Raw genomic sequence first — 26,921 nt, forward strand, 5'->3', positions numbered from 1 at the left:
CCGGGCGGCCACGCGCGGCGGCCCGGGGACGACCGTCAACGTCGGCGCGCGACGACCAGCCAGGCGCGGGAGTCGAACCACACGCCGTCGCCGGTGTCGTGCGCGTCGAGCGTCACACGCAGCCGGTCGAGTGCGCGCTCGGCGGACGCCGCGTCCTGATCGGCGACCAATTCCTTCGCCATCCACAGCTGGAGGACGGCCGCCGAGGCGCGGTCGGCGTCCGGGCCGTAGAAAACGGGCTCGCGTACGTCGATGATGTCCGCCGTGGTGAAGCCGGACGCGTCCAGAACGTCGTCGACAACCTTCGGATCGCTCAAAGCGAAGGCCGCTTCGGGTGATGCGGACGCGTGCCCCGGGGACAGCGCCGCCCGGATCGCGGTATGCCACTCCTGACGGTCGCCCGCCTGCCACACCAATTGCACGAAGCGCGATCCCGGACGGAGGGCTCGTCCGATATTGGTGAACGCGGCGACCGGGTCGCGGAAGAACATCGTGCCGAACCGGCTGGCGCCCAAGCTGAAATGCTCCGGCGGGAAAGCATGGGTTTGAGCATCGGCCTGCACGAAACCTACATTGCGAAGCCCTTCCGCTGCGGCCTGGTGACGGGCCTGCTCCAGCATCGGGCCGGAGACGTCGACGCCGAGCGCGGTCCCCTGCGACGCGGCGCGGGCCGCGTCCCGGGTGGTCTGGCCGGTGCCGCAGCCGATGTCGAGGACATGGTCGCCGGGCCGTACGCCGAGGGCATCCCGCAGTCGTTCGCGGTAGCGGGCGAGCTCCGAGTCGTAGTCGAACACAGGGAATGCCTCCTCATGCCGCCGGGTGGTCGCGGAGCGCGCCGCGCACGTCGTCGAGCCGCGCGCCGGGCTCGATCTCGGCCAGCCACCAGGTCGCGCCGGCCTCCGCGTACGGCCCGGGGTCGGCACCGAGCGGCAGGGCGACGGCGACATCGTACGAGGCCATGTCCCCGTGGCGCAGTTCCGTGAGGGTCGCGACGACCTCGGCGAGCTGGTCGGGATGCTCGATATTGACCGGGAAGAAGCCGTCGAGCCGGGCGGCCCGGCGGATCGGCTTGACGTTGCCCGGATATCCGGCGGCCCACACCGGCACACCGGGCCGCTGAACCGGCCGCGGCAGGAACGCGATCCCGTCGACGACGTGGTGCTCGCCGCGATGGCGCACGGGCTCGCCGGACCAGGCGGCGGCCAGGATGGCCAAGGACTCGTCGAGCATCCGGCCCCGCCGCCGGTCGTCGAGCTGCTCACCGGTCTTCGACAGCTCACCGGCGAACCGGTCGCTGCCGAGGCCGACGCCGAGCGTGAGACGGCCGTCGCTGAGCCGGTCCAGCGTCGCCGTCTCACGCGCGACCTTGGCCGGACGGCGGCGGGGGAGCGGCGACACCATCGGGCCGAGCCGCAGCCGCCCGGTCGCGGCCGCGATCGCCGCCAGCGCCACCCACGGGTCGGCGACGTCCCGGACCGGTGCCCGCCAGCACAGCTGATCCCACACGAAGCAGCCGTCCCACCCGGCCTCCTCCGCGTCGGCGGCGAGGCGCGCGACCGCCCGCGGGTCGGCGAGGTCGTCGAAGAGCGGCAGCCAGAGCGCCGAACGCAGCCGCTTCACGGACGCGCTCCCCGGGTGTGCCGCACCAGGGCCGACACGAAGTCGTCCCACACCGGTTCCGGAAGGTCATGCCCGGCCCCCTTGAGGACCAGCAGCTCCGCGCCGGGGATCGCGTCGCGCAACGCCTCGCCGTGCGCCAGGGGCAGGAGCGGGTCATGGTCGCCGTGGACCACGAGCGTCGGCGCCGCGATGTCGCCGAAACCGCCCCCGACCGGCCCCGCGGACGCGATGGAGTAGTGGTTGACCAGGGTGGACGCGTAGTTCCTGGCACGCGCCACGTCACGCTCCACCAGCGCCCGGACGGCCGCCTCGTCGAAGTACGGGGAGCCACCGGAGTACGCCCGCGCACCGGCGACCACGTACTCGACGACCGCGGCCACGTCACCGGTGTCCGGCTCGGGCGGCATCGCCAGGTCGCCCGACGGCGGCGGCAGATCGTCCGCCCCGGTCGAGGTCGACACGAACGTCAGGGACGCGATCCGCCCGGGATGGTCCACACCGAGGATGAGCCCGCTCCCCCCGAACATCGACTGACAGACCACATGGGCGCGCTCGATGCCCAAAGCGTCTTGGATGCCGAGTATGTCGAGCGTCAGGTCGGCGAACGAGTACCCCGGCTCGCCCGGCGGGTAGCTGGTCGAGCGTCCGGTGTCCCTGTGGTCGTAGCGGACGACGTACCGGTCGGCCGCCGCGATCCGTCCGCACAGCACGGCGTCCCACCACAGCATCGAGGCGGACGACCCGGCGACGAGCAGGATCGCCGGATCCGCCCGGTCCCCGAAGGTCTCGACACACAGCTCGACACCGTTGATGTCGAGCATCTGCTCGCCGTGCGCCGGCGTCCCGGTCATAGCGGTTCTCCTTCGTCGCGTCTTCGTCTCGTCGTGCCCGGCACCAACCCGCCGGTGCGCTCCATCGGAGCGGCCGACCTCGGCTGGTCCTGTCACGCTAGGTCCGCCGGATCCATCATGAAAAGCGATGAATTACGATCATTTCAATCGCTATCAGCGATGGTCGCGGATACTCTGTGGCCCATGACCGACGTCGAGCTCCGCCACGTGGCGGCGATGGTCGCCATCGCCGAAGAGGGCTCGTTCGGCCGGGCGGCCCTCCGTCTCGGATACACCCAGTCGACGGTGAGCCAGCAGATCGCCGCGCTGGAGAGGACCCTCGGCGGCGAGGTCTTCGACCGCCCGGGCGGTCCCAGGGCGGTACGGCTCACCCCGCTCGGCTCCGTCGTCCTCGCCCGGGGGCGCGAACTGCTGGCGAAGGCCGATGCCCTGGCCGATGCCGTGGACCGCTTCAAGGCGGGAGACGGACGGATCGACATCGGCACGTTCCAGAGCGTGTCCAACGTGATCCTGCCCTCGGTCGTCCGCCGCCTGCGCGACGAGCAGCCCGGCTGCGACATCAGGCTGTCCGAGGAGGAGCCGGAACAGCCACGGATCGGCGACCTCGACCTGCTGTTCTATGACGGCCGCATCGACGGCGACGTCGAGTACCGCAAGCTGCTCGACGATCCGTACCTGCTGGTCACGAGCGCCGGAACCTTCCCCGACGGCCCGGTCCCGCTGGACCGGCTCGACGGCGCGCCGATGGTGGCCTGGCCGCTCACCTGCGACCAGCCCCTGATGGAACAGGCCCTTGTCCGCGCCGGCGCCCGCCCGCAGGTCGTGTTCCGCTCCGTGGTCAACGACACCCTTTTCTCGATGGTGCGGGCCGGCATGGGATCGGCCGTCCTGCCATGGCTCGCCATTCACGGCGCCGACGTCCCGTCCGACGCCAGACTCCGCGTCCACGAGCTGCGTCCCTCCCCGCCACCGCGCGAGATCTACCTGCACTGGCGGCCCGGCCGCACGCGCTCGCCCTTGGCCGCCCGAGCCATCGACATAGCCGTCGAAGTCGCCAGCGACCTCAACCCACCGAACCCCGCATAACGCCGCATAATGCCGCATAACGCCGCCGGACTCTCACACGCGCCCACGTCCTCCGAGTGATTCCGCCCATCTGTTGACGGTGCCGCCAGGCTCTGCTCATCATGGGGAAATTGAGTTGCCTTTACGTCATTGGCGCGCTCTGGGGGCAGAGTGAACGGTTTCGCCGCCTTTATTTCCGCTGAGCAGTGGACGGGTCTGTGCGCGGCCGGACGGGCAAGGTCTTTTCGCGGCGGTGAGCGGCTCTTGGCCCAGGGGGATCCCGCCGACCACGTCCTCCTGCTGACGCACGGCCGAGTGAAGATCTGGCGCGACGAGGATGACGGGAAAAGGATCCTTCTCGCCGTCCGCTGGCCTCTGGATCTGCTGGGGGCGCGGGGGATGCTCGGCGCCGGAGTCCGGACCGCTTCGGTGGAGGCCCTGGACGCGTGCGAGGCCAGGCAGATCTCCGCGGACCGGTTCCGCGCGCTCGTCGATCGTCTGGGACTGCGCGGTGTCCTCTTCCAGTATCTGGCCGCCCACCTGCAGGAAAGCGAGGACCTCCGCGCGGATCGCACGGCCGTCCCGGCGAGACGGCAGGTGGCGCGGTTCCTCGTCCGTCTCGCCGAGACGGCGAGCCTGCACGCCGGACGCGACGCCACCGGCCTCGGCCTCGGCATCAGGCAGAACGATATCGCGGCGGCCCTCGGGCTGGTCCGGCAGACCGTCGGGCAGGAGCTCAAGGCGCTCCACCATGACGGGATCATCGACTATGACCGGGGAATGATCGTCGTCCGGGACCGGGAGCGGCTGCTCAGTCGAATCTAGCTCACACCCTTATATGTCATATTTCTGACCGTACCCCCTTTTTCGATCTTGCAAGCTGGTACTTCTCATCACGACCAAGGGGGCTGGTTTGACTGCGGCGATCAAGCTGATCAATCGATTCATCTTCACGGTCGATGTCCGGCGCTACACCACCCGGGACGCGCGGCGCCAGATCGATATCCAGGCCGCGGTCGGCCTTCTTTCCGATCAGGCCGCGGTCCAGGCCGGGCTCGACCCCGGACTCTGGTTCAAGCAGACGACCGGAGACGGGTTCATCGCGGTGACCGAGGGGGACGTCGACTCCGTCCGGCTCGTCGGACGGTACCCCGATGAGCTCAACCGGGCCCTCACCCTCTACAACCTCGACCGTGTCGCCGAGGCCCGCATCGACCTGCGCCTCGCCATCCACCACGGGACGATCGTGAGGCAGGACGGCAAGGACGACACCGGGGAGGCGTTCAACGAGGTCAGCCGCCTGCTGAACGCGACGTCGCTCCGCACCGCCCTGGAGCGGGCGGCCCCCGCCCATCTGGCCGCGATCGTGTCCGAGCCGGTGCACTCGTCCATCGTCCGCAGCACCTTCGACGGTCTGTCCGCGGCGTCCTTCGCCGAGGTGCAGGCGGAGGTGGCGGACAAGGACTACCGAAGAACGGCCTACCTGTACGTGCCGGGCCTGTCGGGCGTGGCCCTCGGCGCGCTGCTTGGCGGCGGCGACGGACCTGGGCCGGGCGCCGCCGGGCGACCGTCCGCCGCGCCGTCCGGGCCGTCCGCGCCGTCCGCGCCGTCCGGGCCGTCGTCCGACGCGTCCGGGCCGAGCGTCGATATGCCCGGGCCGAGGGTCAGGAACTCGACGCGCATCAAAGGCAACGGTAACCGCGTCGTCAACGCCGGAGGCGACGCGACGGGGAGTGCCTGATGGGGGACTCCGCCGAGCCTCGCGCGGACGAGCCGGACGTCCCCGAGCCCGAACGCGCATCGGAGCCGGAACCGGAGCCGAAGCCGGAACCCCGGCAGGACGATCAGCCGGAGAGGCCACGTCCCGCCGCGAGCGAGGAGGCCCTTTCCGACGACACCGACTCGTCCGGCTCGTTCCGCGACCGGATGGCCGCCGACGATCGCGAGCGCGAGCTGCGCAGCCGGAGCCTGCGCGGCCTCACCAGCAACAGGACCCGGATCGACGGGCGTTTCAACTCGGTCCTGAACGCCGGTGGGGACATCAACGTCCGCTCCGACCAGAAGGGCCGGGCGCAGAGCCCCCGGGTCAGCATGGGCGAAGCGCACGCGCTGCTGAACTGCGCGACCGGTGTCGACGCGGTCGTGGAACGGGTCGTGGAGGTGCTGAGACGCCATCGGATCGCCCTGGTGAGAGGCCCCTCCGGAAGCGGGAGGACGGCCACGGCCACGCTCGCGCTCCTGCACGCCGACGCCGGGGAACGCGCCCGGGTCGAAGCCGCGAAGGAGTACCGGGACCAGCCGGCGAATGTCGCGAGGCTGCTGTTGCGCGACGATCCACTCGAATTGTCGTGCGAGGACCTGGACGGCGGGATCGGCTACGTCCTGGACGCGACGGACGAGTCATGGCCGCGCCGCAGTGCCGCGAGCGCGAGCGTGGTCGCGCATCTCGCCGATCTCGCCGTCCGGACGGATGGCCGCATCGTCGTGGTCGTCGGTGAGAGCTGCCAGCCCGACGACCGGACGATCGACCAGGCGATGCCGGACGCGGAGGAGGTGTTCGCCAGGCGCCTGGAGTACCTGCTGCACGCGGTGCGCGACCCTCGCGCCTGGGTGGACAAGATCCGGACGTCGCCGGAGCTGAAGGCGGCCCTTGGCGAGAGCCCGACCCCCCGGATCGCGGTCGACACCGCGTACGAGGTCTTCCAGGTCCACGAGCAGCACGGGCCCGAGAAGGGCATCGACGCCTACCTGTCGGGCCTTCCCGCGCTCGTGCTCACCGAGATGCACGGCAAGCTCCACGACGACGATCCGGCCACACTGCGCAAGCGCTGCTTCGCGATCGCCGCCGCGGTCCTCAACACACTGCCGGCCGTCACGGTGTCGCGGGCGGCGCTCGCGCTGGCCGCCCTCGTGGAGAAGACGGACCAGGAGGAGATCCCGGCGGCGGTGCTGGCGTGGGAGCAGCTCACCGAATGGCTGACCTTCGCCGGTGCGACGGCTTCGCCGTCCACGCGGGGGGAGGGGCGGATCGTCCGGCTGAAGCGGCCGACCCAGGCGCACGCCACGCTGGAGGCGGTGTGGGAGGAGCACCCGACCGTCCGCGAGCCGCTGATCGTCTGGCTCAGGTGGCTGTCCGAGCACACCGACCAGGCCGTGCGGATCAGGACGGCGCACGCGGTGGGCACGCTCGCGACCTTCGACTTCGATGTGATCGAGCGTGACTTCCTGCTGCCGTGGGCGAGGGCGAGGTCCATCCGGAAGCACCAGCTCGCCGCCTGGGTGCTGGAGGCGGCGGCCACCCAGGACGGCATCGCCGACCGCGTCCGCGTGCTGCTGCGCCGCTGGGCGGGCGGGTCCCGCACGCAGCAGTCGGTGGCGGCCCGCGCGTACGGCTCGGAGATCGGGATGCTCTGGGTCGACGACACGCTGAACGCCTTCGAGACGATCAGCAAGGTGATCCGGCTGCCGCCGCTCCAGGACGCGGTGGCCCGGTCGATCGCGGACCTGTTCGGCGAGGGCCGCGAGACGGAGATCCTGCACAAGCTCCACGCATGGAGTGACGACGACTTCCCCAGCCAGCGGCGCACGGCCGCGCTCGCCTTCAACCGGCTGATCAACCGGCTCCGGTCCCAGGACGGCAGGACCGGGATGGTCGAGCTTCTCGACGGGTGTGACCCGTCCCTCCACCGGCTCCTGATCGGGCTGTGGTGGAACGCGCTGAGCGGCGGGGTGACGCTGACGCACCGGCGGTCCCTGCGCGGCGCCGCCGACAACGCCGCGTGGGACATCATCGCCGACTGGCTGCGCAGCGAGGCCGTGTACCCGGTGCTCGGCCCCGTGATCGACGGGGTGTTCCGGCTCGACGAGGAGCACTCCGACCTCAGGGGCCCGCTGTCCCTGCACCTCCGACTCTGGTTCCACCGCAATCCCAAGATCATCGGAAGCGAGCGCGCCGAGCGTCTCGCCCGCATTCTGGAGCAGAACTGACCATGCCCCTCTTCCGACGCAAGCCGAAGACCTCCCCGCCGCCCGCCGCGGCGCACAAGGAACGTGAGACCGGCCGTACATCGCCGATCACCATGGTCAAGCGGATCTTCCAGCCGCCGCCCGCGCCGGAGAACCTGGAGAACACCCACCACGAGACCGACTACACGCATCAGTTCCAGACGCCCGCCCGCGACGACGTCTTCGAGTTCATCGTCACCGTTCAGCTGGAATGGTGCGCCAAGGGCGAGCGTTCGCTCTCCGAGCTGAGCGCGGACATCGCGGCGGAACGGGACGGGACGCACAACCGGGTCCGCGCGATCGCCCGTGACGCGAGCCGCAAGCACTCGCCGTTCAACGCCTCGGAGGCCGAACGGGAGATCAACGAGGCCCTCCAGCGGGAATTCGAGACCATCGTCCACAGCTGTGAGGACGTCGAGGTCACCTGCACTCCCTCCGTCCACGTGGTGATGAGCGAGGAGGTCAGGGCCAGCCGCCAGGAGCTGGGCCACAGCCTGCTCAAGATCGAGGCGAACGCCGAGGCGCACAAGCTCCAGCTCAAGAAATGGGCCGAGCTGCGCGACCTGTGGCTGGTGTTCCTGAAGGAGAAGTCCGACGACCACGCGGTCCGCTTCGCGGTGGAACTCGCGGAGAAGCCGGCCAACATCGCCGGCGTCATGGACCTGATGCGAACCGAGCGCCGGGAGGACGCGGAGCGCCTGCTGCGGATCGTCGACTCCGTCATCAACGCCCAGCAGACCGCCAATGTCTACGACCTGGTCGTGAGCAGCGAAACGGTCCTGCGCAAGACGCTGGAGATGATGGGCCTGGACGTCCCGGCCGAGACCGTGTTCGAGTCGCTCGCGGACGGATTCAACTGATGGCGTCACGTCGTGCCGTCGCGATCGTCGCGGCGCTCTGCCTGGCGACCGCGGGCTGTTCGTCGGTCGGCAAGGTCATGGGAATCGAGGGCGAGGACGTCGACGCGTGCGACTGGCTGTCGCAGCAGCACGGGAAGAAGAACCCGGCCGCCCTCGACCTGGTCGCGGTCTTCGACAGGAGCGCCTCGATGAGCGGGCGCGAGGACCGGAAGGCGCGCGACTGGTACAGCCAGATCTTCGGCAGCGCACAGGACCCGGAGAAGTCGACGCTCGTCTTCGACAACGGCGAGATGCCGACACCCGCGTCCATCAGGATCGGCGGTTTCGACGGGGCGGGCAAGGTGGACTGGCAGCCGCCCATCAGCCTTCCCGCGCTCGGTGGAAGGGGAAAGTACGGAAGCGAATTCGCGCGGAACACCGAAACCTGCCTGCGGAGCCGGGTCACCAAGGCGGTCACCGGCGCCAGCGAGGCCCCCGGCAGCGATGTCCTGGGAGCCATGGCCTCCGCCGGACGCGAGGGAAGGGCCGACGCCAGGCGGCGGAAGCTGATCGTCGTCTCGGACGGCCTGCAGACCGTCGGCTGCGCGGACCTGGGCAAGCTCACCCCTGGAAGCCAGGGACAGGCCGGCCGGGTCTCGGCGAACTGCGTCGCCCAAGGTGCCGTGCCCGACCTCAACGGCTGGAACGTCGTCCTGTACGGCGTGGGGAACCCCGGCAAGGGCTGGCCGGCCCCGCGGAACGGCGCCCAGACCTGGCTGACGTCGCTGTGGTCCCAGCTCTGCCACGCGGCGGTCGGCGGATCCGGGAGATGCGCCCTCGACACGCACGACCCGGACGACCTCGGCAAGAAGGCGGCCGAGGGTGTCAGCGACCCTGTGGTGCCGTTCAAGACCGTGGAGAAGCCGCCGCCGGAACGGACGGTCACGCTTTCGTCGAGCCTGCTCTTCGACACGGACAAATGGGAGCTGAAACCCGAGGGGCGGCGGGCCATCGACAAGGCCATGGACGGAGTCGACGCGGACAGGATCGAGTGGGTCCAGGTCAAGGGCTACACCGACAGCCGCGGCAGCGACGTCTACAACAAGGGTCTTTCGCGGAAGAGGGCGGGCGCCGTCGGCGCCGTCCTCGGGGATCTGCGCCTGAAAGGCATCAACGTCGCAGGCTACGGCGAAGCGGATCAGGCGTGCTCCGAGAAGGGACTGTCCGGACGCGCGCTCGCCGCGGCCCAGGAATGCAACCGCAGAGTGGAAATCAAGTACAAGGTGCGAACGTGAGATGAGACATTTCGAAGAGCCGCACGGCCATGGGCATGGCCACGGCCAGGGTCAAGGCGATGGGCGCGTGCGCAGCCACCGGCATGAGCACCGGCAGCCCGACGGAAACCCGACGGTTCCACCGTCAGAGCCCCCCGCGCCTCCGGAGCCTCCGGAGCCCCCGGAATCGGCGGGACCGCCGGAGCCGCCGTTGCCGCCGGAATCGGCGAAACAGCCGCGCGACCGCCACGAAGAGCCGATCAGCGGCCGGATCGTCCCGTCCTCGTCGCACCACACGTGCACGCACGGATGCGATTGCTGGAAGAAGGGTTTCCAGGACTACATCGACCGGAGTCCCGAACGCGAACCCCACGAAACCGACAACCAGGAGGCGCACGCGCTCCTGGTGGCGCGCAACCGGGCCATCCGCGACGTCCGGCGCCGCAGAGGCGAGCTCGCCGCGGCCCGCCACAGCGTGATCTCCGGTCACGGCGCGCTCCAGGAGCGGATGAACCGGATGCGCTCGCTCACCGGGCGGCGCGTCCTGCCCGGCCTCGCCGAGCGCCACAGCGCCGAGGGCTCGCGTGAGGAGCCGAGGCCGCCGTTCTGGCTGCGGGTCGTCCACTGGCCGGTGGTGATCTCGGCCGGGCTGTTCGACCTCTGGTACTTCATGCAGATCTTCCAGCTGATCAGCCTCGGCAACCGGTCGGCGAGCCTGCTGGACATCATCGTCACCGCGCTTCCGGGACTCGTCCTCGCGGTCGGGCTCGTCGTCTCCGGGCACCTCGTCGGCGCGCCCCTCTACCGGGCGATGCGGCGGCACGAGGCACTGCAGGAGCAGCGCCGGGGGCTGAAGCGGTGGATCTGCGGGCTGTGGCCCTGGCCCATGCGGCTCGCCCTGCCGATGACGCTCATCTTCATCACGGGACTGTGGGGCGCGTTCCGGGCGATCGAGGCGAACGGCGGCCAGGCCAAGGTCTCGATGCAGATGGTCGGCCTGCTCGTGATGGCCCTGGCGGTCACCGCCATCGTGATCAAGGCGGCCGCCTACGACCCGGTCGCGGAGGGCAGGGGCGACGCACGACGCGATCTGCTTCTGGTGCGGGTCCGGCTGGGGTGGTACCGACGGCAGGCCCATCGCAAGCTCGCCGAGTGCCGCCGGTCATGGAGCGACCTCTGCGCACTGCGGGACGAGGTGGTCGCCCAGGTGCGCGGGCGCTATGGCGAGGCATACGAGTTCATCACCTACGCGCGCGGCATGCACGGCAAGGCCGGGCAGCTGCCTCCCTCGTTCGCCACGATGGCCGCGTTCGAACCCGACCCCGAGTCGCTGGCCGGCCGGGTCGAGAGCGACTTCCAAGCCGTCGACCAGCCGCCACCGGAGTTCGCGGACCTGCGCGAGGTGCAACGGGTGATCCTGAAGTACGACCCGGAGTCGATGGCGGAGGAACTCGCACGCCTCACGGGCGAGGCCGACAGTCAGCTGACCGTCACGTCGGCTCTTTCGGGCGAAGCCGCGAGGTAGCCAAGGTCGGCGACCGGCGCCAGGCGAGTCGTGCCGGATCCACAGGAAGCTCGGACGGTCCGATCGATTGATCTATAGACGATCGGACCGTCTTTGTTGCAGAGGGCTCAGATGTACCTCAGCCAGGAATTTGAGCGCGATCTCGACCAGAGAGGAGGAGGTGCCTCCCGAACCTTGTGATCGATCGTTCGATCTAGTACGGTGCAGTCACGTTGCCTGACGGCGAGCCGCGGACCAGGGCGCCCCAGCAGGCCCGTCGCGACCGGGAGGTCGATGATGGTTTCCGACACCCGACTGCGCTGGACCAGGCACCGGTTCGCCGAGCCGTACGGCGATCACGCCGCCAAGGCGCGCGGCCTGCTCGTGGACGCGCACGAGCCCCCACCCCAGCGCTAAAGGAGCACACCATCATGCCGAAGAGACGGAGAGACCCGCTGGGCCGCCTTTCCTCAGCCGTCGTCATGCTCACCGTCCTCGCCACGGCGGCCGGCTGCGGTTCGGGCGCCTCCGACTCCAGCTCATCGGACGGCACGCCGAAGATCACCGTGCTGCGCTCCACCGGCGCGCTCTTCGAACCGCTCTACATCGCGGAACAGCAGGGCTACTTCAAGAACGCGGGCCTGGACGTGACCATCAAGGCAGGCGCGCAGGACACCTCGCAGAACGCGCCGTCCGTCCTCAGGGGCGAGGCCCAGTTCGCGATGACCGACAGTTCCGGCTTCCTCAAGGGCGCCGCGAAGAACATGCCGATCCGTATCGTCACCGGGCTGGCGTCCGCCACCACGAGGACCGTCCCCACCGATGGCCTCCTGGTCAGGAAGGGCGGCTCCATCACGTCCTTCAAGGACCTGGAGGGCAAGACCGTCGGGCTCGCAGCGCTCGGTGGCACGTTCCAGTTCATCGTCGAGTACCTGACGGAGAAGGACGGCGGCGACCCCGGCAAGGTCAAGTTCGTCTCCCTGCCGACCCCCTCGCTCACCGACGCCGCCGTCAGCGGCAAGACCGACGCCGTCTACTCCTTCGGTGCCTTCTACGCGGCCGGAAAGCAGGCCGGGCTCACGTCGATCGGTAACGGCATGAACGACCTGCCCGGCATCGCCCAGGGCGTCCTCTTCTCCTCACAGAGCTACCTGTCGGCCAATGCCACGGTCGCGAAGAAGTTCACCGACGCCGTCGCCCAGGCCATCACGTACGCCAATGCCCATCCCGAGGCAGTAAGGGCGGTCGACAAGCAGTACACCCAACTGCCCCCCGCCTACCTCGACAAAGCGCCGGTCTCTTACTACGACAAGAGCATCAACACCGCGGTGATGCACACCGTGAGCACGAAGATGCACCAGTACGGCATTCTCAGCAGCGCGCCGAGGGACGACGTCCTCTACTGGGACAAGATCTCGGCCGCCGTCGGCGGACGCCAGTAGGGCGATGCCATGGCCATGTCCACAATGCGCGGGCGCAGGGCCGCCGACCGGGTGTCCCTCACCTCACGCGAGGGACGCAAAGGTCCGGGACGACGCGGACTCTTCCTGCTCCAACTGTCCGCCGTAATGGCCGTCCTCCTCATCTGGGCGGTCATCACGGCGGCCGGTTTTGTGAGCTCCACGGCGTTGCCCGGCCCGCTATCGGTGTTCGGGCGGTTTCCCGGCCTGCTTGGCAGCGATGCGTACTGGCAGGCGGTGGGGGACACCCTGGGTGGAGCATTGACGGGCTTTCTTCTGGCCGTCGTGTTCGGAGTCCCGCTGGGGCTGGTGACGGGCACGTACGCGGTGGCCGAACAGTCATCCCGGCTGCTCGTGGACGTGCTGCGCTCGTTCCCCGTCATCGCGCTGCTGCCGGTCTTCCTGCTCGTGCTGGGATCGACACCGGCGATGAAGAGCACCGTCGTCTTCCTGGCCTGCGTCTTCCCCCTCTTCTTGCAGGCCCAGTACGGCGCCCGGTCCGTCCCCCCGATGATCGCTGAGACGGTCCACGGCTACCGCGTCCCGAGACTGCTGCGCTTCCGCAGGGTGGTCCTACCCAGCGCCACGCCCTCGATCATGACCGGTCTGCGGCTCGCGGGGACGACGTCCGTGCTCGTGGCGATCGGCGTCGAGGTGCTCACCACGCTGCCCGGCATCGGCCACGAGGTCGTCCAGGCGCAGCAGGGCGGCGCATCCGCGTCGGCGTACGCGTACATCCTCACCGCGGGGGCGATCGGGTACGCGATCAACCTGCTGTCCCAGTTCGCCGAGATGCGGCTGTTGCGCTGGCGCCGGCTGAGGCACACCGATTGAGGAGGGAGGAGCCATGTCCCTGAGACCATCGGGCGCTTTCTGGCCGTCCGCGCTCAAGCAATTGTGGCTGCCGGTCCTGTGCGTCGCCGGGCTGCTGCTCGGCACCGCCGGAAGCACCAGTTTCTATTTCCCACCGGCGACGGACGTGCTGGCCACCCTGTGGCGGGAACTCGTGCACGACGGGCTGGCGGCCGACCTCCTGTTCTCACTGCGCAACATCATGGTCGGGCTGGCCATCGCCATTGTCGCCGGGGTCGGCGCGGGACTCGTCATCGGCGAGACCGAACTGCTGCGGCAGGCGACCACCCCTCTGCTGGATTTCGCCCGAGCGACCCCGACGGTGGCGTTCGTCCCCGTCATCATCCTCACCCTCGGCATCGGCTCCGGCCCCAAGATCTTCTTGATCGCCCTCGGCTCCGTCTGGCCGATCCTGCTCAACACCGTCAGCGGCGTCCACGGCATCAACCCGGCCGTGCACGAGACAACGCGGAGCTACCGCATTCCGGTGCGGTTGCGGCTGCTCAAGGTCGTTCTGCCCGGCGCCCTGCCGCAGATCTTCGCGGGGATCCGTGTCGCCCTGTCGATCGCGGTGGTCCTCATGGTCGTCAGCGAGATCTACGGCTCCCCGGTGGGCCTGGGGAACTTCATCCTGCAAAGCGGCTCCGGCTTCGCCGTCCCGGAGGTCTGGGCGGGCACGGTGCTCATCGGCATCCTCGGCTACGGCCTGAGCGTGCTTCTTCTCGCGGCCGAATACGTCCTGCTCGGCTGGTACCACGAGCGGCCGCCCCGCAACCGGCGGGCCAGGTCCCTGCCCCGGAACGAGGTCACGACATCATGAAACGCGGATCCAGCCTCGTCGTGGAGGACGTCGGCAAGACGTTCGGCCGTGGCGTGGACGAGCACCGGGTGATCGAGGGCCTGTCACTGCGAGTCGATCCCGGAGAGTTCGTCTGTATCGTCGGCCCGTCCGGCGCGGGCAAGACCACGTTGCTGCGCTGCCTGTCCGGGCTGACCCGTCCCAGCTCGGGCACCGTGCGCTACGGTGACCGGCCGGTCGTCAAGCCGCTGGCCGACATAGCGGTGGTGTTCCAGGACTACCGCGGCTCACTGCTGCCATGGATGCGGGTCCGGGACAACGTGGCCTTCCCGCTGGAGGGCATGGGCGTCAAGCGGGCCGAGCGCCGCGCGCGCGCCGACGAGTGTCTGGTCTCCGTGGGCCTCGCTGGTGTCGGGGACAAGTACCCCTGGCAGCTCTCGGGCGGCATGCAGCAACGGGTCGCCATAGCCCGCGGTCTCGCCTACGAGGCGCCCGTGCTGCTGATGGACGAGCCTTTCGGCTCCGTGGACGCCCAATCCCGCTTCGACCTGGAGGACCTGACGCTGGCACTGCGCGCGGAGCTCGGCATCACCGTCATCGTCGTCACCCACGACATCGACGAAGCCGTGTACCTCGGTGACCGCGTCGTCGTCCTGGGCGGCCGTCCGACCACGGTCGTCGACAGTCTCAAGGTCGATCTGGGCGCGGCCCGCGACCAGATCACCACCCGCGCCGACGCCCGCTTCGCCGACCTGCGCACCCGCGTGCTGACCAGGGTCCGCGGACCTCGAACGGAAAGCGGACCAAGGCACCGGACGCCGTCCGCGACCTAGCAGACCCAAGCCCGACACCAAAGGGCACCAGCACACAGGGCGGTTTTCCTGGTGCTGCGCAGACCGGCTGATGTTCAGGAGAGGGCTCGGGCTGCGGGGGTCATCGGCACGTGTACGAGGCGAGGTCCCAAGGTGGGGTCGGCGACCTCCTTGGCCAGCTCGGATGGGTTTGCGACGGATGTGGCGGGCACGCCGAACGCGGTGGCCAGGTGCGGGAAGTCGATGCCGGGGAGTTCGAGTCCGGGCGCGTCGGTGACGCCGAGCAGGGTTCCGAACGCCTTCATCGCGGCGTACCCGCCGTTGTCGAGCACCACGAAGGTGACGTCCGTGCCGTGCTGGGCGGCGGTCCAGAGCGCCTGGGGCGAGTACAGCGAGGATCCGTCGCCGATGAGGCACACGATCCTGCGGGCGGGCCTGGCCATGGCGATGCCGACCGCGGCGGGCATGGCCCAGCCGAGCCCACCGCTGGCCGCGACGAAGAAGTCCCTGCCTGCGGTTATCGGCAGGCCCTCGTGCATCGCGTTGCGGTGCGTCGGTGCCTCCTCGACGATGACGGCGTCCGGCGGTGATGCCGAGTCGATGATCCTCATTACGTCCTCGGGGGTCAGCGCTCCGGGTCTGGAGGCGGGCGTCTTCGCGGGAGCGGGGAGGGGACGTTCCGTCACCGCGGGAAGGCGGGAGAGGAGTGCGTCGACGAACGCTCCCGCGGATGCGAGCAGGCTGTCGCCCGAGTGGGCGAGGGCCGCCTGCCGTGGGTCGTCGACCACCTGGATCAGGCGCGTCACGTCGTCGGCCGGTGGCCCCGATGAGGCGATGTGATAGGTGAAAACGGGGGCTCCGATCACCAGGACGAGGTCGTGGTCCGCCAGCCGCCGGTGGAGCCGGTCACTGACGGGTGGGAGGAACCCGGCGAACTGCGGATGGTCCTCGGGGAAGGGCGACCTGGACGCCAGGGGTGCGGTGAACACCGGGACGCCGAGGCGCTCGGCCAGGACGACGGCCTGGTCGCGGGCCCCGTCGGCGGCCACCTTGGCGCCCAGGACCAGGGCGGCGCCGCCGGCTTGGGCCATGGCGTGCGCGACCTTGGCCACGTCGCCGGGGGCCGGGGCCAAGCTCGTGCTCACCTGCCGGTGGGGGACGTGGTCGGCGGGTGCGTCCCAGTCGTCCTCGGGCACCGAGACGAAGACGGGGCCCGACGGCGGCTGGGCGGCGTACCTGAACGCCTGGGCGACCACCTCCGGGACGTCGCGGGGGCGCGCCGCCTCGGCGGCGAACTTGACGTAGGGACGCGGGAACTCGGTGGCCCGGCGGGCGTGCAGGTAAGGGTCGCCTGTCAGCAGCGAACGGCTTTGCTGTCCGGCGATGACCACCATCGGGGTGCCGTTGCGCTCCGCGGTGAACAGGCTTCCCAGGGCGTGCCCCAGACCGGCCGCCGAGTGGACCATCACCACTCCCACGGTGCCCGACGCCTGGGCATGGCCGTCGGCCATCGCGAGGGCGGCGGCCTCCTGCGGCACCATGACGTAGTCGAGGCCGTCGGGCCAGTCCCGGAAGAACCGCAGCTCGGTCGACCCGGGATTGCCGAAGATCCGGGTCACCCCGTGGGCCGCGAGGACGCCGCGCACCGCGTCACGCACCGTCGCGCTCAAGCGTCCTCCAAGGTCGCGCGGGCCGGACGGAGCCGTCCCCGGTCCAGGTCCGCCACGTCGGCGCAGCCGATCAGGGTCATGGTGCGGCGGATCTCGGTGGTGAGGATGTGCAGCACACGGTCCACCCCGGCCTCGCCCGCGGCGGCGAGCCCGTACATCCACGGGCGGCCGATCAGGCACGCCTTGGCGCCGAGGGCCAGGGCGACGAGTACGTCGCTTCCCCGCCGCACCCCGCCGTCGACCAGCACCTCGCACCGGTCCGCGACGGCGCCGGCTATGGCGGGGAGCGCGTCGAGGGAGGCCGGTACGCCGTCCGCCTGCCGCCCCCCGTGGTTGGAAACGATCACGCCGTCCGCCCCGGTCTCGACGGCCCTGCGCGCGTCGTCCGGGTCGAGGATCCCTTTCACGAACAGGGGCCCCGGCCACTCACGCCGTAGCCGGGCCAGGTCGTGCCAGTCGTAGGACGGGTTGAGCAGGTCGAGGTTGAGCCGGGCCAAGGACGAGGCCGACCCGTTCCGCCGGTGGGACAGCCCGGTCAGGTTGGCCATGGTGATGCGGGGCCCGGTGGCCAGGCCGAGCATCCAGCGTGGACGGCGCAGGACGTCGAGCGCGGTCCTGACCGTGGGACGGGGCGGGATGGTGAGGCCGTTCCTCAGGTCACGCTCCCGCGATCCGGTGACGGGGACGTCGACCGTGACCACCAGGGTCGTGCATCGTGCCCGGCGGGCCCGTTCCAGCAGCTCCATGGTCAGGCTCCAATCGCCCCAGGGGTAGAGCTGGAACCACTGCGGCGTCGAGGCCGCCGCGGCGACCTTCTCGACGGGGACGCTTGAGGCGCTGCTCACCACGGACACCGTCCCGGCCCGCTCGGCGGCACGGGCGGCGGCCGTCTCGCCGCTCCTGCCGGCCAGCCTCGACAGCCCCGTGGGCGCCAGCATGACCGGTATGTCCAGGTGCTGGCCGGCGACCCGTACTCCCGTCGAGGGGGCCGACGCGCCGGACAGCACCTTCGGATTGAGCACGTGCCGCTCGAACGCCAGCCGGTTGAGCCCGAGGGTGCGCTCGCCTTCGGCGCCGCCGTCGATGAAGTCGTACACCATGCGCGGCACCCGCCTGCGGGCGAGACGGCGTACGTCGTCGAGGCAGACCATGCTCCGGGCCAGGCGGCGGGACGCTCCCGCGCTTCCTCCCAGGCCCTTCATGACGTGGTGTCGAAGGCGGGGGTACGGGGGACGGCGGCGAGCAGCAGCGCGGCCAGCAGTGCGACGGCGGCGAAGGTGGGGAATCCCATGAGCGGGTCACGCCCGCCGACGATCCATCCGATGACGACCGGGCCGACGATCGTCCCCGACCGGCCCGCGCCCAGGCTCCACCCGAGGGCCCGGGCCCGCATGTGCGCCGGGTAGCTGCGGCTGACGTAGGCGTTGATGAGGATCTGCCCGCCGTGACCGCCGACCCCCGCGATCGCGATCGCGGCGAGGAGCGGGGGCTGCGGAAGCTTGACCACCATGACCATCAGCGCGGCCGTCATCGTGAGGTAGGTGGCGATGGCGACCCCGCGGTTGCCCCAGCGGTCCGTCGCGGAGGCCACGAACAGCGAGCCGATCACCGCGCCGAGGTTCAGCACCAGCAGGAAGACCAGCGACGAGCCGAGCGGGTACCCCGACTTGCGCATGATGCCGGGCAGCCAGGTCGCGAGGCCGAACCAGGTGAACAGGCCGCAGAACGTCGCGAGGGCGAAGACGATCGAGGCGGTGACGTAACGGGGGGCGAAGACGCCGGTGCCCGCGACGCCGGAGCGGTCCTCGGCGTGGCCGGGACGATCCTCGGCGTGGCCGGGACGATCCTCGGCGTGGACGTGTCGATCCTGGGCGGCGGGACGGTCTTCGGCGCCGGGACGGGCCGGTGCGGGCAGCCGGAACCGGCGCCGGGTCCGCTCCGCCTCGTCGTGCCGTCCGGCCGCGTCCAGGAACTCCGCGGACTCCGGCAGCTTCGCGAGCACCAGGGGCAGGAGCGCCACGCCCGGGCCGAGCGCGACGAAGAACATCCAGTGCCAGCTCAGGTGTTCGAGCACCGGGATGCCGACCAGCGCGGCGAGCACCCCGCCGAACGGAACGCCGGAGAGCATGATCGTGTAGATGAGCGTGCGGCGGGCCGGCACCGCGAACTCGAGCGTCAGGGCGGACGCCGCCGGGACGATGCCCCCGATGCCGATCCCGGCGAGGAACCGCAGCGCGCCGAGCGAGACCGGCCCGGTGGCGAATCCGCACAGGAACGTGAAGAGGGTGAAGCAGGTCAGCGAGGCGATCGCGAGCGGCCGGCGGCCGTAGCGGTCGGACGCCCAGCCGGAGCCGAGCGCGCCCACGAGCGCGCCGCCGAAGGCCGCGGCCGCGACCCAGCCGATGTTGCCCTTGGTGAAGCCGTGCCCTCCGTCGAGGAGGACGGGGACCACGGTGCCGAAGGAGATGAGGTCGTAGCCCTCGATGACCACCATCACCCAGCAGATGAGGGTGACCTGGACACAGGCTCGGACGGCCTCACGGGCCGGGTCGGCCGAGGGGGCCGTGCTGAGAACGCGGTTCGTCATGGCGACGGGTCCTTGTCAAGCGGGGTGGGTCGAATCAGGAGACGACGTGGACGTAGGTCTTGTGCTCCTGGAACTCGGCGAGCCCGCCGGGCCCGTTGAGCCTGCCGAGGCCGGACTGGCCGAAGCCGCCCTCCTCGAACTGGTCCTCCACGACCGCCCAGGTGTTGGTCCAGACGGTGCCGGCGGCGAGTCTCCGCCCGACCCGCACCGGCCGGTCGACGTCCCGGGTCCACACCGAGGCGGCGAGTCCGTACTCGGTCGCGTTGGCCAGGTCGATCGCCTGGCCTTCGGTGTCGAAGGTCTCGAAGGTCGCCACGGGGCCGAAGACCTCCTGCCGCACGATCGGATCGTGCGCGTCGGCGACCTCCAGCAGGGTGGGACGGTAGTAGCCGTTGCGGGCCGCGGGCTCGGGCCGTCCTCCCCTCACCAGCGCCCTGGCGCCGCGTCCGATCGCGGCGTCGACCTCGGCGTCGACACGGGCGGCGTTCGCGGCGTCGATCATCGGCCCCATCTGGCTCCGGGGGTCGGTGCCGGGTCCGACCCGCACGCCGCCGAGGGCCTCGGCGAGCCGCTCGCGCAGGCGGGCGGCGATGCCGGACTGGGCGAGGATCCGGCTGCCGGTCATGCAGAACTGCCCCGCGAAGGTGGTCACCGCGGCCGTCAGCACGGGCACGGCCGCGTCGAGGTTGGCGTCGTCGAAGACGACCATCGGGGTCTTGCCGCCCAGTTCCAGCGACAGCCGCTTCAGCGTCGGGGCCGCCTCGGCCATGATGAGCCGTCCCACCCGGGTGCTGCCGGTGTAGCTGAGCGCCGCGACGTCGGGACTCGTCACCAGCAGCCGCGCGACGTCGTCCTTGGACTCGGTGACCGAGTTGATCACCCCCGTGGGTAGATCGGCGGCCTGGGCGAGGATCTCGTGGAGCCGCCCGTTGACCAGCCCGGTCTGTCCCGCGAGCTTCATCACGACGGTGCACCCGGCCGCGAGTGCCGGGGCGAACGAGCGCACCGACAGCACGACGGGCGAGTTCCACGGGACGATGACGCCGGCCACTCCGACCGGCTCGGCCGCGCTCCGCAGGTGCACCCCAGGACGCACCTCCGCGGCGCGGCCGCCGTCGGTGAGCGCCAGGGCGGCGTAGTAGCGCAGCTTGCCCGGCGTCAGCGACAGCTCGAAACCCGCCTCACCGAGCGTCTTCCCGTTCTCCTCCGCGAGCAGGTGCACGAGCTCGTCGGTGTGCGCCTCGACGAGATCCGCGAGCTGCTGGAGGACGCGGTGCCGCAGCCGCCGGTCCCGCCTCCAGTCGGTGGAGTCGTACGCGGTTTTCGCGGCGTCGATCGCCTGCTCGCCCAGGCGCCGGTCGGCGTCGGCGAACCGGCCGAGGGGCTCCCCGGTCGCCGGGCTGTAGGAGGTGGAGTGCTGTCCGGAGCCGATGAGGACGCCGTTGATCAGGTGTGGCGCAACACGGTCTGTTGCCATGGCCGGCCTTTCAGGAGTGGTGCCCTGCCGCTGCGCGGGATCGCTCAGCCGAGCAGGCGCCGGTGGATTCCGGGCGTTCAGAGCCAGGGGGGAAGGGGCACGTCGCCTGTGGCGCGGCCGGTCAGCAGCAGCGCCAGGACGGGTCCCTCCCCGCGGGTCAGGCGGTTGCGGACGGCGCTGGAGACGAGCGCCTCCACGAGGGGCTCGGGGAAGACATCGAAGGTGTGCCGTTCGTCCAGGTCGACGGTGTGCACGACCACCTCGCGGACGCGCAGCCACGGGATCTCGGTGGCCGGCACGGTCCGCCCCTGCGCGGTGACGACCTCGGCCCGCCAGTTCTCGTCGCTGAGCGAGGCGAGGGCGGCTTCCAGCTCGACGGCGCTGCTCCTCACCAGCTCGCGCAGCGTCCGCGCGGGCAGCCGGGCGCCGGTTTCGATCTCGGCGGCACGCTGCCGCGGGGAGTCGTACATGCGGGACTCGACACCGGTCGCGGCCCACCGGGCGAGGCGGGTGAGGGCCTGTGCGTTGTAGTGGACGTGGGCCACCACGTGGGCGACGCTCCACCCCGGCAGCCGGCTCGGGGCACCGAAGTCCCGGTCGTCGACGGCCTCCAGGAAGCGTTCCGTGCCCTCCTCCATCCAGGCACACCACCGCGCGGGCCTGCCGGTCACCGCGCGCTCACGATCTGGTTGTCCAGCCGTCCGATCCGGTCGATCCGGGTGACGACGCGCTGGCCCGGCGCGAGGTAGACCGGAGGCGTGCGGGCGTGCCCGACACCGCCGGGGGTGCCCGTCGCGATGATGTCGCCAGGACGCAGCGTCACGATCGCCGAGACGTACCGCACGAGCCATACAGGATCGAAGACCAGGTCAGCGGTGTCGGCCTTCTGCATCGTCCGGCCGTCCACCGTCGTCGAGATGGTCAGGGACGGCCGGGTCCCGCCCGGGAGGTCGTCCGGTGTGACGAGCTGCGGGCCCAGTGGCGTGGTCGCCTCAAAGGTCTTGCCCTGGAGCCACTCCCGGGTGCGGAACTGCCAGTCCCGCAGGGTGATGTCGTTCATCACCGTGAAGCCCGCGATGGCCTGCTCGGCCATGGCGGGGGTCGCGCGGCGGACGGTGCCGCCGATCACGACGGCCAGCTCGGCCTCCCAGTCCATCGCCTCGGATTCGGGGGGCAGCTCGACCGGGTCCGCGGGCCCGACCAGCGCGTCCGCGAACTTCGCGAACAGCGTCGGATGCTCGGGCAGCGGCCGGCCCATCTCCAGGATGTGGGAACGGTAGTTCAACCCGACGCAGACGATCTTGCCGGGACGGGGCACCACCGGAGCCGGATCGGCGTCCACCAGCGTCCCCCGGGGGCCGGCCGAGCGCCGCGCGTGCTCCCGCCAGTCCTCCCGGGCGAGCAGGGAACCGACGTCCGGGTCGTCGAGCAGGACGTACTCGTCCCCGTCCAGCCGTGCCGCGGCCGTGGTCCCGTCGGCGCGCCGAAGCGTCATCAGCCTCATCGCTCCGCACCCCCCGCCGTCTCGCTGCGGAACCGTCCGAGCCGCTCGAAGATCGGGGCGTCCGAATAGGTGAAGAGGTCGACGCCCTCACCGGTCGTGACGGTCAGCGCCTGCCACGAGGGCACCACGAACAGGTCACCGCGCTCGACGTCCCACCTGGCATCGCCCACGGTGACCGACGCGGTCCCCTCGAACACCTGATAGACCGACGACCCGACCGCGCGCCGCGCCGGCGTCGCCGTATCCGGGCGCAGCCGGTGGAACTCGGCGCGGACCGTCGACAGCACGTCACCCCCCGTGGACGGGTCGACGTAGCGGACCGCGGCATGCCCCGGCGCGAGAGTGACCGGATGGCCCTCGTCCTCAAGCCGGAGCTGCTCGTCCAGGGCACGGTCGGTCACCTCCCACCGGTAGGCCAGCAACGGCGACGACGCCGTGGGCGCCACCTGGGTCACCGGCTGCAGGCCCGGGTGCCCCCAGAGCCGCTCCGAGCGGGAGCGATCGGGCGTCTCCTGGGCGTCCACCGAATCCGGGCCGTATTCGAAGAAAGTCGACTCGATCTGGTAGGAGAACGGGATGTCCAGACCGTCGATCCACGCCATCGGCGCTTCGCTCAGGTTGAGATGCCCATGCCAGTTCCAGCCCGCCTGAGGCAAAAAGTCGCCCCGGCGCATCGCCACCGGATCCCCGTTGACGACCGTCCACACCCCTTCCCCCTCGACGACGAAGCGGAACGCGTTCTGGGTGTGCCGGTGCACCGGCGCGTGCTCACCGGCGTTGAGGTATTGCACGGCCGCCCAGAGCGTCGGCGTCGCGAACGGCCGCCCCCCGAGCCCCGGATTCGCCAACGCCAGCGCCCGCCGCTCACCGCCGCGGCCGACAGGGACGAGCCTGCCCGCCTGGCGCGCCATCGCCATCAGCGCCGTCCATGACCACCTGTGCGGGCGAGCCGCGGAGACCGGGCTGACGGGCATCAGATCACCGATCTCGGTCCACAGCGGGACGAGCAGCCCGCGCTCCATCCCGTCGTACAGGCGATGGAGCTCGGCGGTCAGCGGCGGTTGACCCGCCGTCTCCCGCCGCGTGATCGAGATGGGCGACTCCATCGATTCCATTGAGGCCGTCATGGCCCGAGAATGATGGACCGTTCATTATCTGGGATAGCCTTTTCCACTATGAAGAACAAGCCGCCGTACAGCCTCGGTTCGGTGGACCGCGCGCTGCATCTGGCGTCCCTGCTCCAGCAGGAGGGCGTCCTCCGGGTGACCGACGCCGCCGAGCGGCTCACGATCTCCCCATCGACGGCGCATCGCCTCCTGGCCATGCTCGTCTACCGGGACTTCGCCATCCAGGCACCCGACCGCTCCTACCTGCCGGGCCCCCGCCTGCGCCCGGCCGAACAGACCACCGCGCCGACCGTCCTGCTGCGCCGCCGGGCACTGCCGCACCTGCGCTGGCTGGTCGAGACGGCCGGTGAGACGGCCCAGCTGTTCGTCCCCTCCCACACCGAGGTGCAGATCATCGCCACCGTCGAGTGCGACCGGGCCCTGCGCGTCGGCGACCGTGCCGGCCAGAGCCTGCCCATTCACCTGGCGTCAGGCGGGAAGGCGATCCTGGCCGAACGGGCCGACGCCGACCTGGAGCCCGTGTACGAATCACTGGACCGTGATCAGCGAAACCGGCTCCAACGCGAACTCAACGGCGTCCGCGCCAACGGTTTCGCGGTCAACGACCAGCACACCGAAACCGGCCTCACGGCCCTAGGAGTGGCACTGCACAACGAGCAAGGCACCGCCGTGGCCGCGATAGCCGTCGCCCTGCCAAGCGTCCGCTTCCGCCCCACCCTCGTCCACGACTGGGTACGCCCCCTCAAAACAGCGGCCGCCCGCATCGAGTCCACCTTCTCGCCCTCACCCTGAACCCCCGAGACCAACACAGACCGGATGCACGTGCCCGAACGCGAGACCGGCAGAACGTCCACCGTCAGCCGACCGACGGCTCGCCCACCACCCGGGAAAAAAAATTCCGAGCCGACCCTGCGGGAGCGACGCGGACGGTCACGTGCAAGCCGAGGCCGACCGACTTCGACCGGATGTGCTTCTTCAACGGAGCACCGATGGCCGATGAACTGGACGTCGAGCCGTTCGGGCCGCTGGACGCGCTGTACGCCGCCGTCCGCCGCCGCGCCCCGCGGGTCTCGGCGACCTGCGCCCGGCCGACCGGAATCTTCTACCGCTCGACACCAGCCCGCCGCGCAGCCACCGAGGACGCCTTGCACCTGCGCGTCTCCTGCCGCGAGGAACCCGAGCGGATGGCCGGACGCGGGCGAGGACCCTTCCGGCCGACACCGAATAGACCGCAGCCCGGATCGCCGAGGCGCTCGGTGCGTTGGCCGACCCACCGGGCGAGTAGAGCGGGGCCGGCGCCGCCGGTATCAGGCCGCTGCGGATGCTGGCAGGCCGGGTGCCACTACCCGCCGACATCGGAAACCGCGGCGAACTGCTCGGGCTCCGCTGGCGCGACGTCGGCCTTGACGCCGGAATCGTCGCGTTCGACGCTCGGTCGGTGTCGTCCGCGTCAAAGGGAAGAGGACGCAGGTCCAGGAAGGCGACACGAGGACGGCCAAGCCCCGCACCGTCGACCAGCGCGACGGCGTGCCCGCTGCCGGTCATCGTGGGGCTCTCCGCCGGTCCGGCTGAGCGGTGGCGTTCTCGGTGCCGCGCACGTCGGCCAGCAGTTCCTGCACGGTGTTGTGCCGCAGCGCGGCGAGGATCGCGGCGGCGACCTCTCGGTCAAGTGCGATCAGCGATTGCTGCACGCTCCGTCCTGTCGTGCAGGTGGGATCGGGTCCGTGCAGGCCCAGCACCGGGTCTTCTCCCTGCAGCAAGCTCCACACCTGGTCCAGGGTGATGTCCGAGGGGTCGAGCGCCATTTCCCAGCCGCCGTGACGGCCGGGGTGGGACCGAACGAGCCCGGCGCTGCGCAAGGGCCCCAGCACCTGGCGGATGTAGACGGCGTTGACGTTCGCACTCTGGGACAGCTGTGCGGAGGTGGCCGGTCGTCCGTCTTTGAGACCCGCAAGGTAGGTCAGGACGTGGACGGCGACCGCGAACCGGGTGTTGGTCGATCGGGTCATGGAAGCATCTTGCCATTCCGTAGCCATCGTGGCTACGATTTGTATCCGTAGTCATGACGACAACAGATTGGATGTCCGTGATCGGGAACACCGGTGCCACCAGCCCCTTAGGGCGTGCCACCGCGCAAGCAGTGTTGCGCAACGTCGACCCGCGGCACGTCGAGTTGGCCACCTCGTTCGGTGCGGCCACGCGCGGCGGATTCCTCGGACGCGTCAGGACCGCAGTACGGGATCTGACCGACCCCGAACCGGTCCGGCTTGCCACGGTGGTACGCGCGGCGGTCGCGGCATGAACACCCGCCCGGGGCTGGACGGAACCGGCGCGCTGCGCGCGAGGAGAGGTGGGTTCATGAGTGTGGAAGATGTCATCGAGAGTCTGCAGTTGCGGCGGCTCGGGTGGGCCGGTGTCGAGGTCCGACTGGGTGAAACCACAGTGCTGATCGACGCCTTGCAGAACGTGGAGCCGCTGGAACCGGTGCTGGGCAAGCCGAAAAGGCCGCTTCCTTCCGTGGACGTGCGGCCCGGCACGCACGCTCTGATCACGCATCTGCATCCCGACCACTACGACCGCGAGCTGCTGCTGCGGCTGGCGCGTTCCGGCACCGTCGGATGCCATACCCCGATCGCTGATGACCTGGTCAGCGACGGTGTTCCGGCGATCGCGCAGGAGTTGGGCCGGCCGCGCCAGATCGGCGGGTTGACGGTGACCCCGGTTGCTTCGCTGGACTGGCGGGGCACCGACGCCGACCAGGTCGCGTGGGTCGTCGAGGGATCCGGGCGCAGAATCATCCACTGTGGCGACACCATGTGGCACGGCAACTGGTGGCAGATCGCCCGCGATCACGGTCCCTTCGACATTGCGTTCGTCCCTGTCAACGGTGTCATCGCCAAGTTCGAGGGATACGAGGCCAACGTGCCGGTGACGCTGACGCCCGAGCAGGCCGTCGAAGCCGGTGCCATGTTGCAGGCCACGGCGATCTGCGCCATTCACTACGAACTGTTCAACAACCCGCCCTTCTACGTCGAACAGCACGACATCACGGACCGGCTTCGTCGTGCCGCGCAAGGCCGTGGGATCGAGCTGCTTCTTACGACCGACGGCCAAGCCGTCCCATTGACCGGCCGCCGCTGACGCACCGGGGAAGATGCATAAGTGCAGCACGCCGGGGATGTCGGCAGCCGTCGTCACAGCCAGTCGCGACGGGGTGGCCGTGCACCGGCGGACAGAGCCCGGCCGCCACGCGGCTGCGCAAACAGCTCACCGACTGCGACCAGCGCCTCAGCCAGTACCGCGCCGCTCTCAACGCAGGCGCCGATGCAGGCCAGGCAACGAAATGGATCAACGAGACCGAGCAGGAACATGCGCGCCTCGAAAGCGAGCTACGCGTGATTCCCGCCGACCAGGCGGTCTCCGCTGATGGGCTGGCGGAACTGCTTCACCAGACTGGAAAGCTGGCCCATGCCGT

General features: G+C 70.5%; 26 protein-coding genes. 15 read left to right on the forward strand and 11 right to left on the reverse strand.

The window, feature by feature from the left end:
• Positions 1 to 35: 35 nt before the first annotated feature.
• Genes AGRA3207_RS22955 through AGRA3207_RS22965 form a run of 3 tightly spaced genes read right to left on the reverse strand, consistent with a single transcriptional unit; the run spans position 36 to position 2,471 of the window.
• The gene (locus tag AGRA3207_RS22955) at positions 36 to 794 is read right to left on the reverse strand and encodes a class I SAM-dependent methyltransferase (protein WP_231329107.1); all 759 of its coding nucleotides are present in this window, start codon (positions 792 to 794) and stop codon (positions 36 to 38) included.
• A gap of 13 nt (positions 795 to 807) precedes the next feature.
• A complete protein-coding gene (locus AGRA3207_RS22960; RefSeq protein WP_231329108.1) occupies positions 808 to 1,620 on the reverse strand; it encodes an LLM class flavin-dependent oxidoreductase in 813 nt (270 codons plus the stop codon).
• Positions 1,617 to 2,471 carry an alpha/beta fold hydrolase gene (locus tag AGRA3207_RS22965; protein WP_231329109.1) on the reverse strand — a complete coding sequence of 285 codons (855 nt, stop codon included), beginning with the start codon at positions 2,469 to 2,471 and terminating at the stop codon, positions 1,617 to 1,619. The genes AGRA3207_RS22960 and AGRA3207_RS22965 overlap by 4 nt, the downstream gene beginning before the upstream one ends.
• 183 nt (positions 2,472 to 2,654) lie before the next feature.
• Here AGRA3207_RS22965 and AGRA3207_RS22970 point away from each other — a divergent pair, with 183 nt between their 5' ends.
• From AGRA3207_RS22970 to AGRA3207_RS23020, 12 genes are all read left to right on the forward strand, one after another.
• Complete coding sequence (locus AGRA3207_RS22970) at positions 2,655 to 3,557, forward strand: LysR family transcriptional regulator (RefSeq protein ID WP_231329110.1); 903 nt, start codon at positions 2,655 to 2,657, stop codon at positions 3,555 to 3,557.
• 243 nt (positions 3,558 to 3,800) lie between these two features.
• Complete coding sequence (locus tag AGRA3207_RS22975) at positions 3,801 to 4,361, forward strand: Crp/Fnr family transcriptional regulator (protein ID WP_231329111.1); 561 nt, start codon at positions 3,801 to 3,803, stop codon at positions 4,359 to 4,361.
• A gap of 88 nt (positions 4,362 to 4,449) precedes the next feature.
• Positions 4,450 to 5,277 carry a hypothetical protein gene (locus tag AGRA3207_RS22980; RefSeq protein WP_231329112.1) on the forward strand — a complete coding sequence of 276 codons (828 nt, stop codon included), beginning with the start codon at positions 4,450 to 4,452 and terminating at the stop codon, positions 5,275 to 5,277.
• Positions 5,277 to 7,523: a hypothetical protein gene (locus tag AGRA3207_RS22985; protein ID WP_231329113.1), complete on the forward strand. Its 2,247-nt coding sequence runs from the start codon at positions 5,277 to 5,279 to the stop codon at positions 7,521 to 7,523. Before AGRA3207_RS22980 ends, AGRA3207_RS22985 begins: the two co-directional genes overlap by 1 nt.
• 2 nt (positions 7,524 to 7,525) lie before the next feature.
• Complete coding sequence (locus tag AGRA3207_RS22990) at positions 7,526 to 8,401, forward strand: hypothetical protein (RefSeq protein ID WP_231329114.1); 876 nt, start codon at positions 7,526 to 7,528, stop codon at positions 8,399 to 8,401.
• Positions 8,401 to 9,675: an OmpA family protein gene (locus AGRA3207_RS22995; RefSeq protein WP_231329115.1), complete on the forward strand. Its 1,275-nt coding sequence runs from the start codon at positions 8,401 to 8,403 to the stop codon at positions 9,673 to 9,675. The genes AGRA3207_RS22990 and AGRA3207_RS22995 overlap by 1 nt, the downstream gene beginning before the upstream one ends.
• A gap of 190 nt (positions 9,676 to 9,865) precedes the next feature.
• Positions 9,866 to 11,179, forward strand: a complete 1,314-nt coding sequence (locus tag AGRA3207_RS23000; RefSeq protein ID WP_231329116.1) for a hypothetical protein — start codon at positions 9,866 to 9,868, stop codon at positions 11,177 to 11,179.
• Between the two features lie 273 nt (positions 11,180 to 11,452).
• A complete protein-coding gene (locus AGRA3207_RS39895; protein ID WP_273699709.1) occupies positions 11,453 to 11,575 on the forward strand; it encodes a hypothetical protein in 123 nt (40 codons plus the stop codon).
• Positions 11,576 to 11,589: 14 nt separating this feature from the next.
• Positions 11,590 to 12,600: an ABC transporter substrate-binding protein gene (locus tag AGRA3207_RS23005; protein ID WP_231329117.1), complete on the forward strand. Its 1,011-nt coding sequence runs from the start codon at positions 11,590 to 11,592 to the stop codon at positions 12,598 to 12,600.
• Positions 12,601 to 12,609: 9 nt separating this feature from the next.
• Entirely contained in the window at positions 12,610 to 13,452 is an 843-nt protein-coding gene (locus tag AGRA3207_RS23010; RefSeq protein WP_231329118.1) for an ABC transporter permease, read from the forward strand.
• 13 nt (positions 13,453 to 13,465) lie between these two features.
• Positions 13,466 to 14,290 (forward strand): ABC transporter permease, encoded by an 825-nt coding sequence (locus AGRA3207_RS23015; protein ID WP_231329119.1) that lies wholly within the window; start codon positions 13,466 to 13,468, stop codon positions 14,288 to 14,290.
• The gene (locus tag AGRA3207_RS23020) at positions 14,287 to 15,102 is read left to right on the forward strand and encodes an ABC transporter ATP-binding protein (RefSeq protein ID WP_231329120.1); all 816 of its coding nucleotides are present in this window, start codon (positions 14,287 to 14,289) and stop codon (positions 15,100 to 15,102) included. Before AGRA3207_RS23015 ends, AGRA3207_RS23020 begins: the two co-directional genes overlap by 4 nt.
• 74 nt (positions 15,103 to 15,176) lie before the next feature.
• Here AGRA3207_RS23020 and mdlC read toward each other — a convergent pair whose 3' ends face one another.
• The 7 genes from mdlC to AGRA3207_RS23055 form a co-directional block, all read right to left on the reverse strand.
• Entirely contained in the window at positions 15,177 to 16,751 is a 1,575-nt protein-coding gene (gene mdlC / locus AGRA3207_RS23025) for a benzoylformate decarboxylase (RefSeq protein ID WP_231329121.1), read from the reverse strand.
• A complete protein-coding gene (locus AGRA3207_RS23030) occupies positions 16,748 to 17,953 on the reverse strand; it encodes an alpha-hydroxy acid oxidase (RefSeq protein WP_231329122.1) in 1,206 nt (401 codons plus the stop codon). The genes mdlC and AGRA3207_RS23030 overlap by 4 nt, the downstream gene beginning before the upstream one ends.
• Positions 17,950 to 19,338 (reverse strand): MFS transporter, encoded by a 1,389-nt coding sequence (locus tag AGRA3207_RS23035; RefSeq protein ID WP_231329123.1) that lies wholly within the window; start codon positions 19,336 to 19,338, stop codon positions 17,950 to 17,952. The genes AGRA3207_RS23030 and AGRA3207_RS23035 overlap by 4 nt, the downstream gene beginning before the upstream one ends.
• 34 nt (positions 19,339 to 19,372) lie before the next feature.
• Positions 19,373 to 20,815, reverse strand: coding sequence for an aldehyde dehydrogenase family protein (locus tag AGRA3207_RS23040; RefSeq protein WP_231329124.1), 1,443 nt, complete (start codon positions 20,813 to 20,815; stop codon positions 19,373 to 19,375).
• A 77-nt stretch (positions 20,816 to 20,892) separates the two neighbouring features.
• The gene (locus tag AGRA3207_RS23045; protein ID WP_231329125.1) at positions 20,893 to 21,453 is read right to left on the reverse strand and encodes a maleylpyruvate isomerase N-terminal domain-containing protein; all 561 of its coding nucleotides are present in this window, start codon (positions 21,451 to 21,453) and stop codon (positions 20,893 to 20,895) included.
• Positions 21,454 to 21,482: 29 nt separating this feature from the next.
• Positions 21,483 to 22,310 (reverse strand): fumarylacetoacetate hydrolase family protein, encoded by an 828-nt coding sequence (locus AGRA3207_RS23050; protein ID WP_231329126.1) that lies wholly within the window; start codon positions 22,308 to 22,310, stop codon positions 21,483 to 21,485.
• 5 nt (positions 22,311 to 22,315) lie between these two features.
• Complete coding sequence (locus AGRA3207_RS23055) at positions 22,316 to 23,446, reverse strand: cupin domain-containing protein (RefSeq protein ID WP_231329127.1); 1,131 nt, start codon at positions 23,444 to 23,446, stop codon at positions 22,316 to 22,318.
• Positions 23,447 to 23,494: 48 nt separating this feature from the next.
• On the opposite strand from AGRA3207_RS23055, the gene AGRA3207_RS23060 reads away from it, so the two are divergent.
• On the forward strand, positions 23,495 to 24,238 hold the full coding sequence (locus AGRA3207_RS23060; RefSeq protein ID WP_231329128.1) for an IclR family transcriptional regulator: 744 nt from the start codon (positions 23,495 to 23,497) through the stop codon (positions 24,236 to 24,238).
• A gap of 749 nt (positions 24,239 to 24,987) precedes the next feature.
• On the opposite strand, the gene AGRA3207_RS23065 is transcribed toward AGRA3207_RS23060, so the two are convergent.
• A complete protein-coding gene (locus AGRA3207_RS23065; protein WP_231329129.1) occupies positions 24,988 to 25,455 on the reverse strand; it encodes an Rrf2 family transcriptional regulator in 468 nt (155 codons plus the stop codon).
• Positions 25,456 to 25,532: 77 nt separating this feature from the next.
• On the opposite strand from AGRA3207_RS23065, the gene AGRA3207_RS23070 reads away from it, so the two are divergent.
• Both AGRA3207_RS23070 and AGRA3207_RS23075 read left to right on the forward strand, forming a co-directional pair.
• Complete coding sequence (locus AGRA3207_RS23070; protein WP_231329130.1) at positions 25,533 to 25,748, forward strand: Rossmann-fold NAD(P)-binding domain-containing protein; 216 nt, start codon at positions 25,533 to 25,535, stop codon at positions 25,746 to 25,748.
• A gap of 56 nt (positions 25,749 to 25,804) precedes the next feature.
• Positions 25,805 to 26,587, forward strand: a complete 783-nt coding sequence (locus tag AGRA3207_RS23075; RefSeq protein ID WP_231329131.1) for an MBL fold metallo-hydrolase — start codon at positions 25,805 to 25,807, stop codon at positions 26,585 to 26,587.
• The last annotated feature ends 334 nt before the right edge of the window (positions 26,588 to 26,921 follow it).

The sequence above is a fragment of the Actinomadura graeca genome (assembly GCF_019175365.1).
Taxonomy (GTDB): domain Bacteria; phylum Actinomycetota; class Actinomycetes; order Streptosporangiales; family Streptosporangiaceae; genus Spirillospora; species Spirillospora graeca.

Bases quoted from the DNA above. Each gene is read 5' to 3' on its own strand.
- AGRA3207_RS22965 (WP_231329109.1), bottom strand. From the start codon at position 2,471: ATGACCGGGACGCCGGCGCACGGCGAGCAGATGCTCGACATCAACGGT.
- AGRA3207_RS22970 (WP_231329110.1), top strand. From the start codon at position 2,655: ATGACCGACGTCGAGCTCCGCCACGTGGCGGCGATGGTCGCCATCGCC.
- AGRA3207_RS22985 (WP_231329113.1), top strand. From the start codon at position 5,277: ATGGGGGACTCCGCCGAGCCTCGCGCGGACGAGCCGGACGTCCCCGAG.
- AGRA3207_RS22990 (WP_231329114.1), top strand. From the start codon at position 7,526: ATGCCCCTCTTCCGACGCAAGCCGAAGACCTCCCCGCCGCCCGCCGCG.
- AGRA3207_RS22995 (WP_231329115.1), top strand. From the start codon at position 8,401: ATGGCGTCACGTCGTGCCGTCGCGATCGTCGCGGCGCTCTGCCTGGCG.
- AGRA3207_RS39895 (WP_273699709.1), top strand. From the start codon at position 11,453: ATGATGGTTTCCGACACCCGACTGCGCTGGACCAGGCACCGGTTCGCC.
- AGRA3207_RS23005 (WP_231329117.1), top strand. From the start codon at position 11,590: ATGCCGAAGAGACGGAGAGACCCGCTGGGCCGCCTTTCCTCAGCCGTC.
- AGRA3207_RS23010 (WP_231329118.1), top strand. From the start codon at position 12,610: ATGGCCATGTCCACAATGCGCGGGCGCAGGGCCGCCGACCGGGTGTCC.
- AGRA3207_RS23015 (WP_231329119.1), top strand. From the start codon at position 13,466: ATGTCCCTGAGACCATCGGGCGCTTTCTGGCCGTCCGCGCTCAAGCAA.
- AGRA3207_RS23020 (WP_231329120.1), top strand. From the start codon at position 14,287: ATGAAACGCGGATCCAGCCTCGTCGTGGAGGACGTCGGCAAGACGTTC.
- AGRA3207_RS23030 (WP_231329122.1), bottom strand. From the start codon at position 17,953: ATGAAGGGCCTGGGAGGAAGCGCGGGAGCGTCCCGCCGCCTGGCCCGG.
- AGRA3207_RS23035 (WP_231329123.1), bottom strand. From the start codon at position 19,338: ATGACGAACCGCGTTCTCAGCACGGCCCCCTCGGCCGACCCGGCCCGT.
- AGRA3207_RS23040 (WP_231329124.1), bottom strand. From the start codon at position 20,815: ATGGCAACAGACCGTGTTGCGCCACACCTGATCAACGGCGTCCTCATC.
- AGRA3207_RS23045 (WP_231329125.1), bottom strand. From the start codon at position 21,453: ATGGAGGAGGGCACGGAACGCTTCCTGGAGGCCGTCGACGACCGGGAC.
- AGRA3207_RS23050 (WP_231329126.1), bottom strand. From the start codon at position 22,310: ATGACGCTTCGGCGCGCCGACGGGACCACGGCCGCGGCACGGCTGGAC.
- AGRA3207_RS23055 (WP_231329127.1), bottom strand. From the start codon at position 23,446: ATGACGGCCTCAATGGAATCGATGGAGTCGCCCATCTCGATCACGCGG.
- AGRA3207_RS23060 (WP_231329128.1), top strand. From the start codon at position 23,495: ATGAAGAACAAGCCGCCGTACAGCCTCGGTTCGGTGGACCGCGCGCTG.
- AGRA3207_RS23065 (WP_231329129.1), bottom strand. From the start codon at position 25,455: ATGACCCGATCGACCAACACCCGGTTCGCGGTCGCCGTCCACGTCCTG.
- AGRA3207_RS23075 (WP_231329131.1), top strand. From the start codon at position 25,805: ATGAGTGTGGAAGATGTCATCGAGAGTCTGCAGTTGCGGCGGCTCGGG.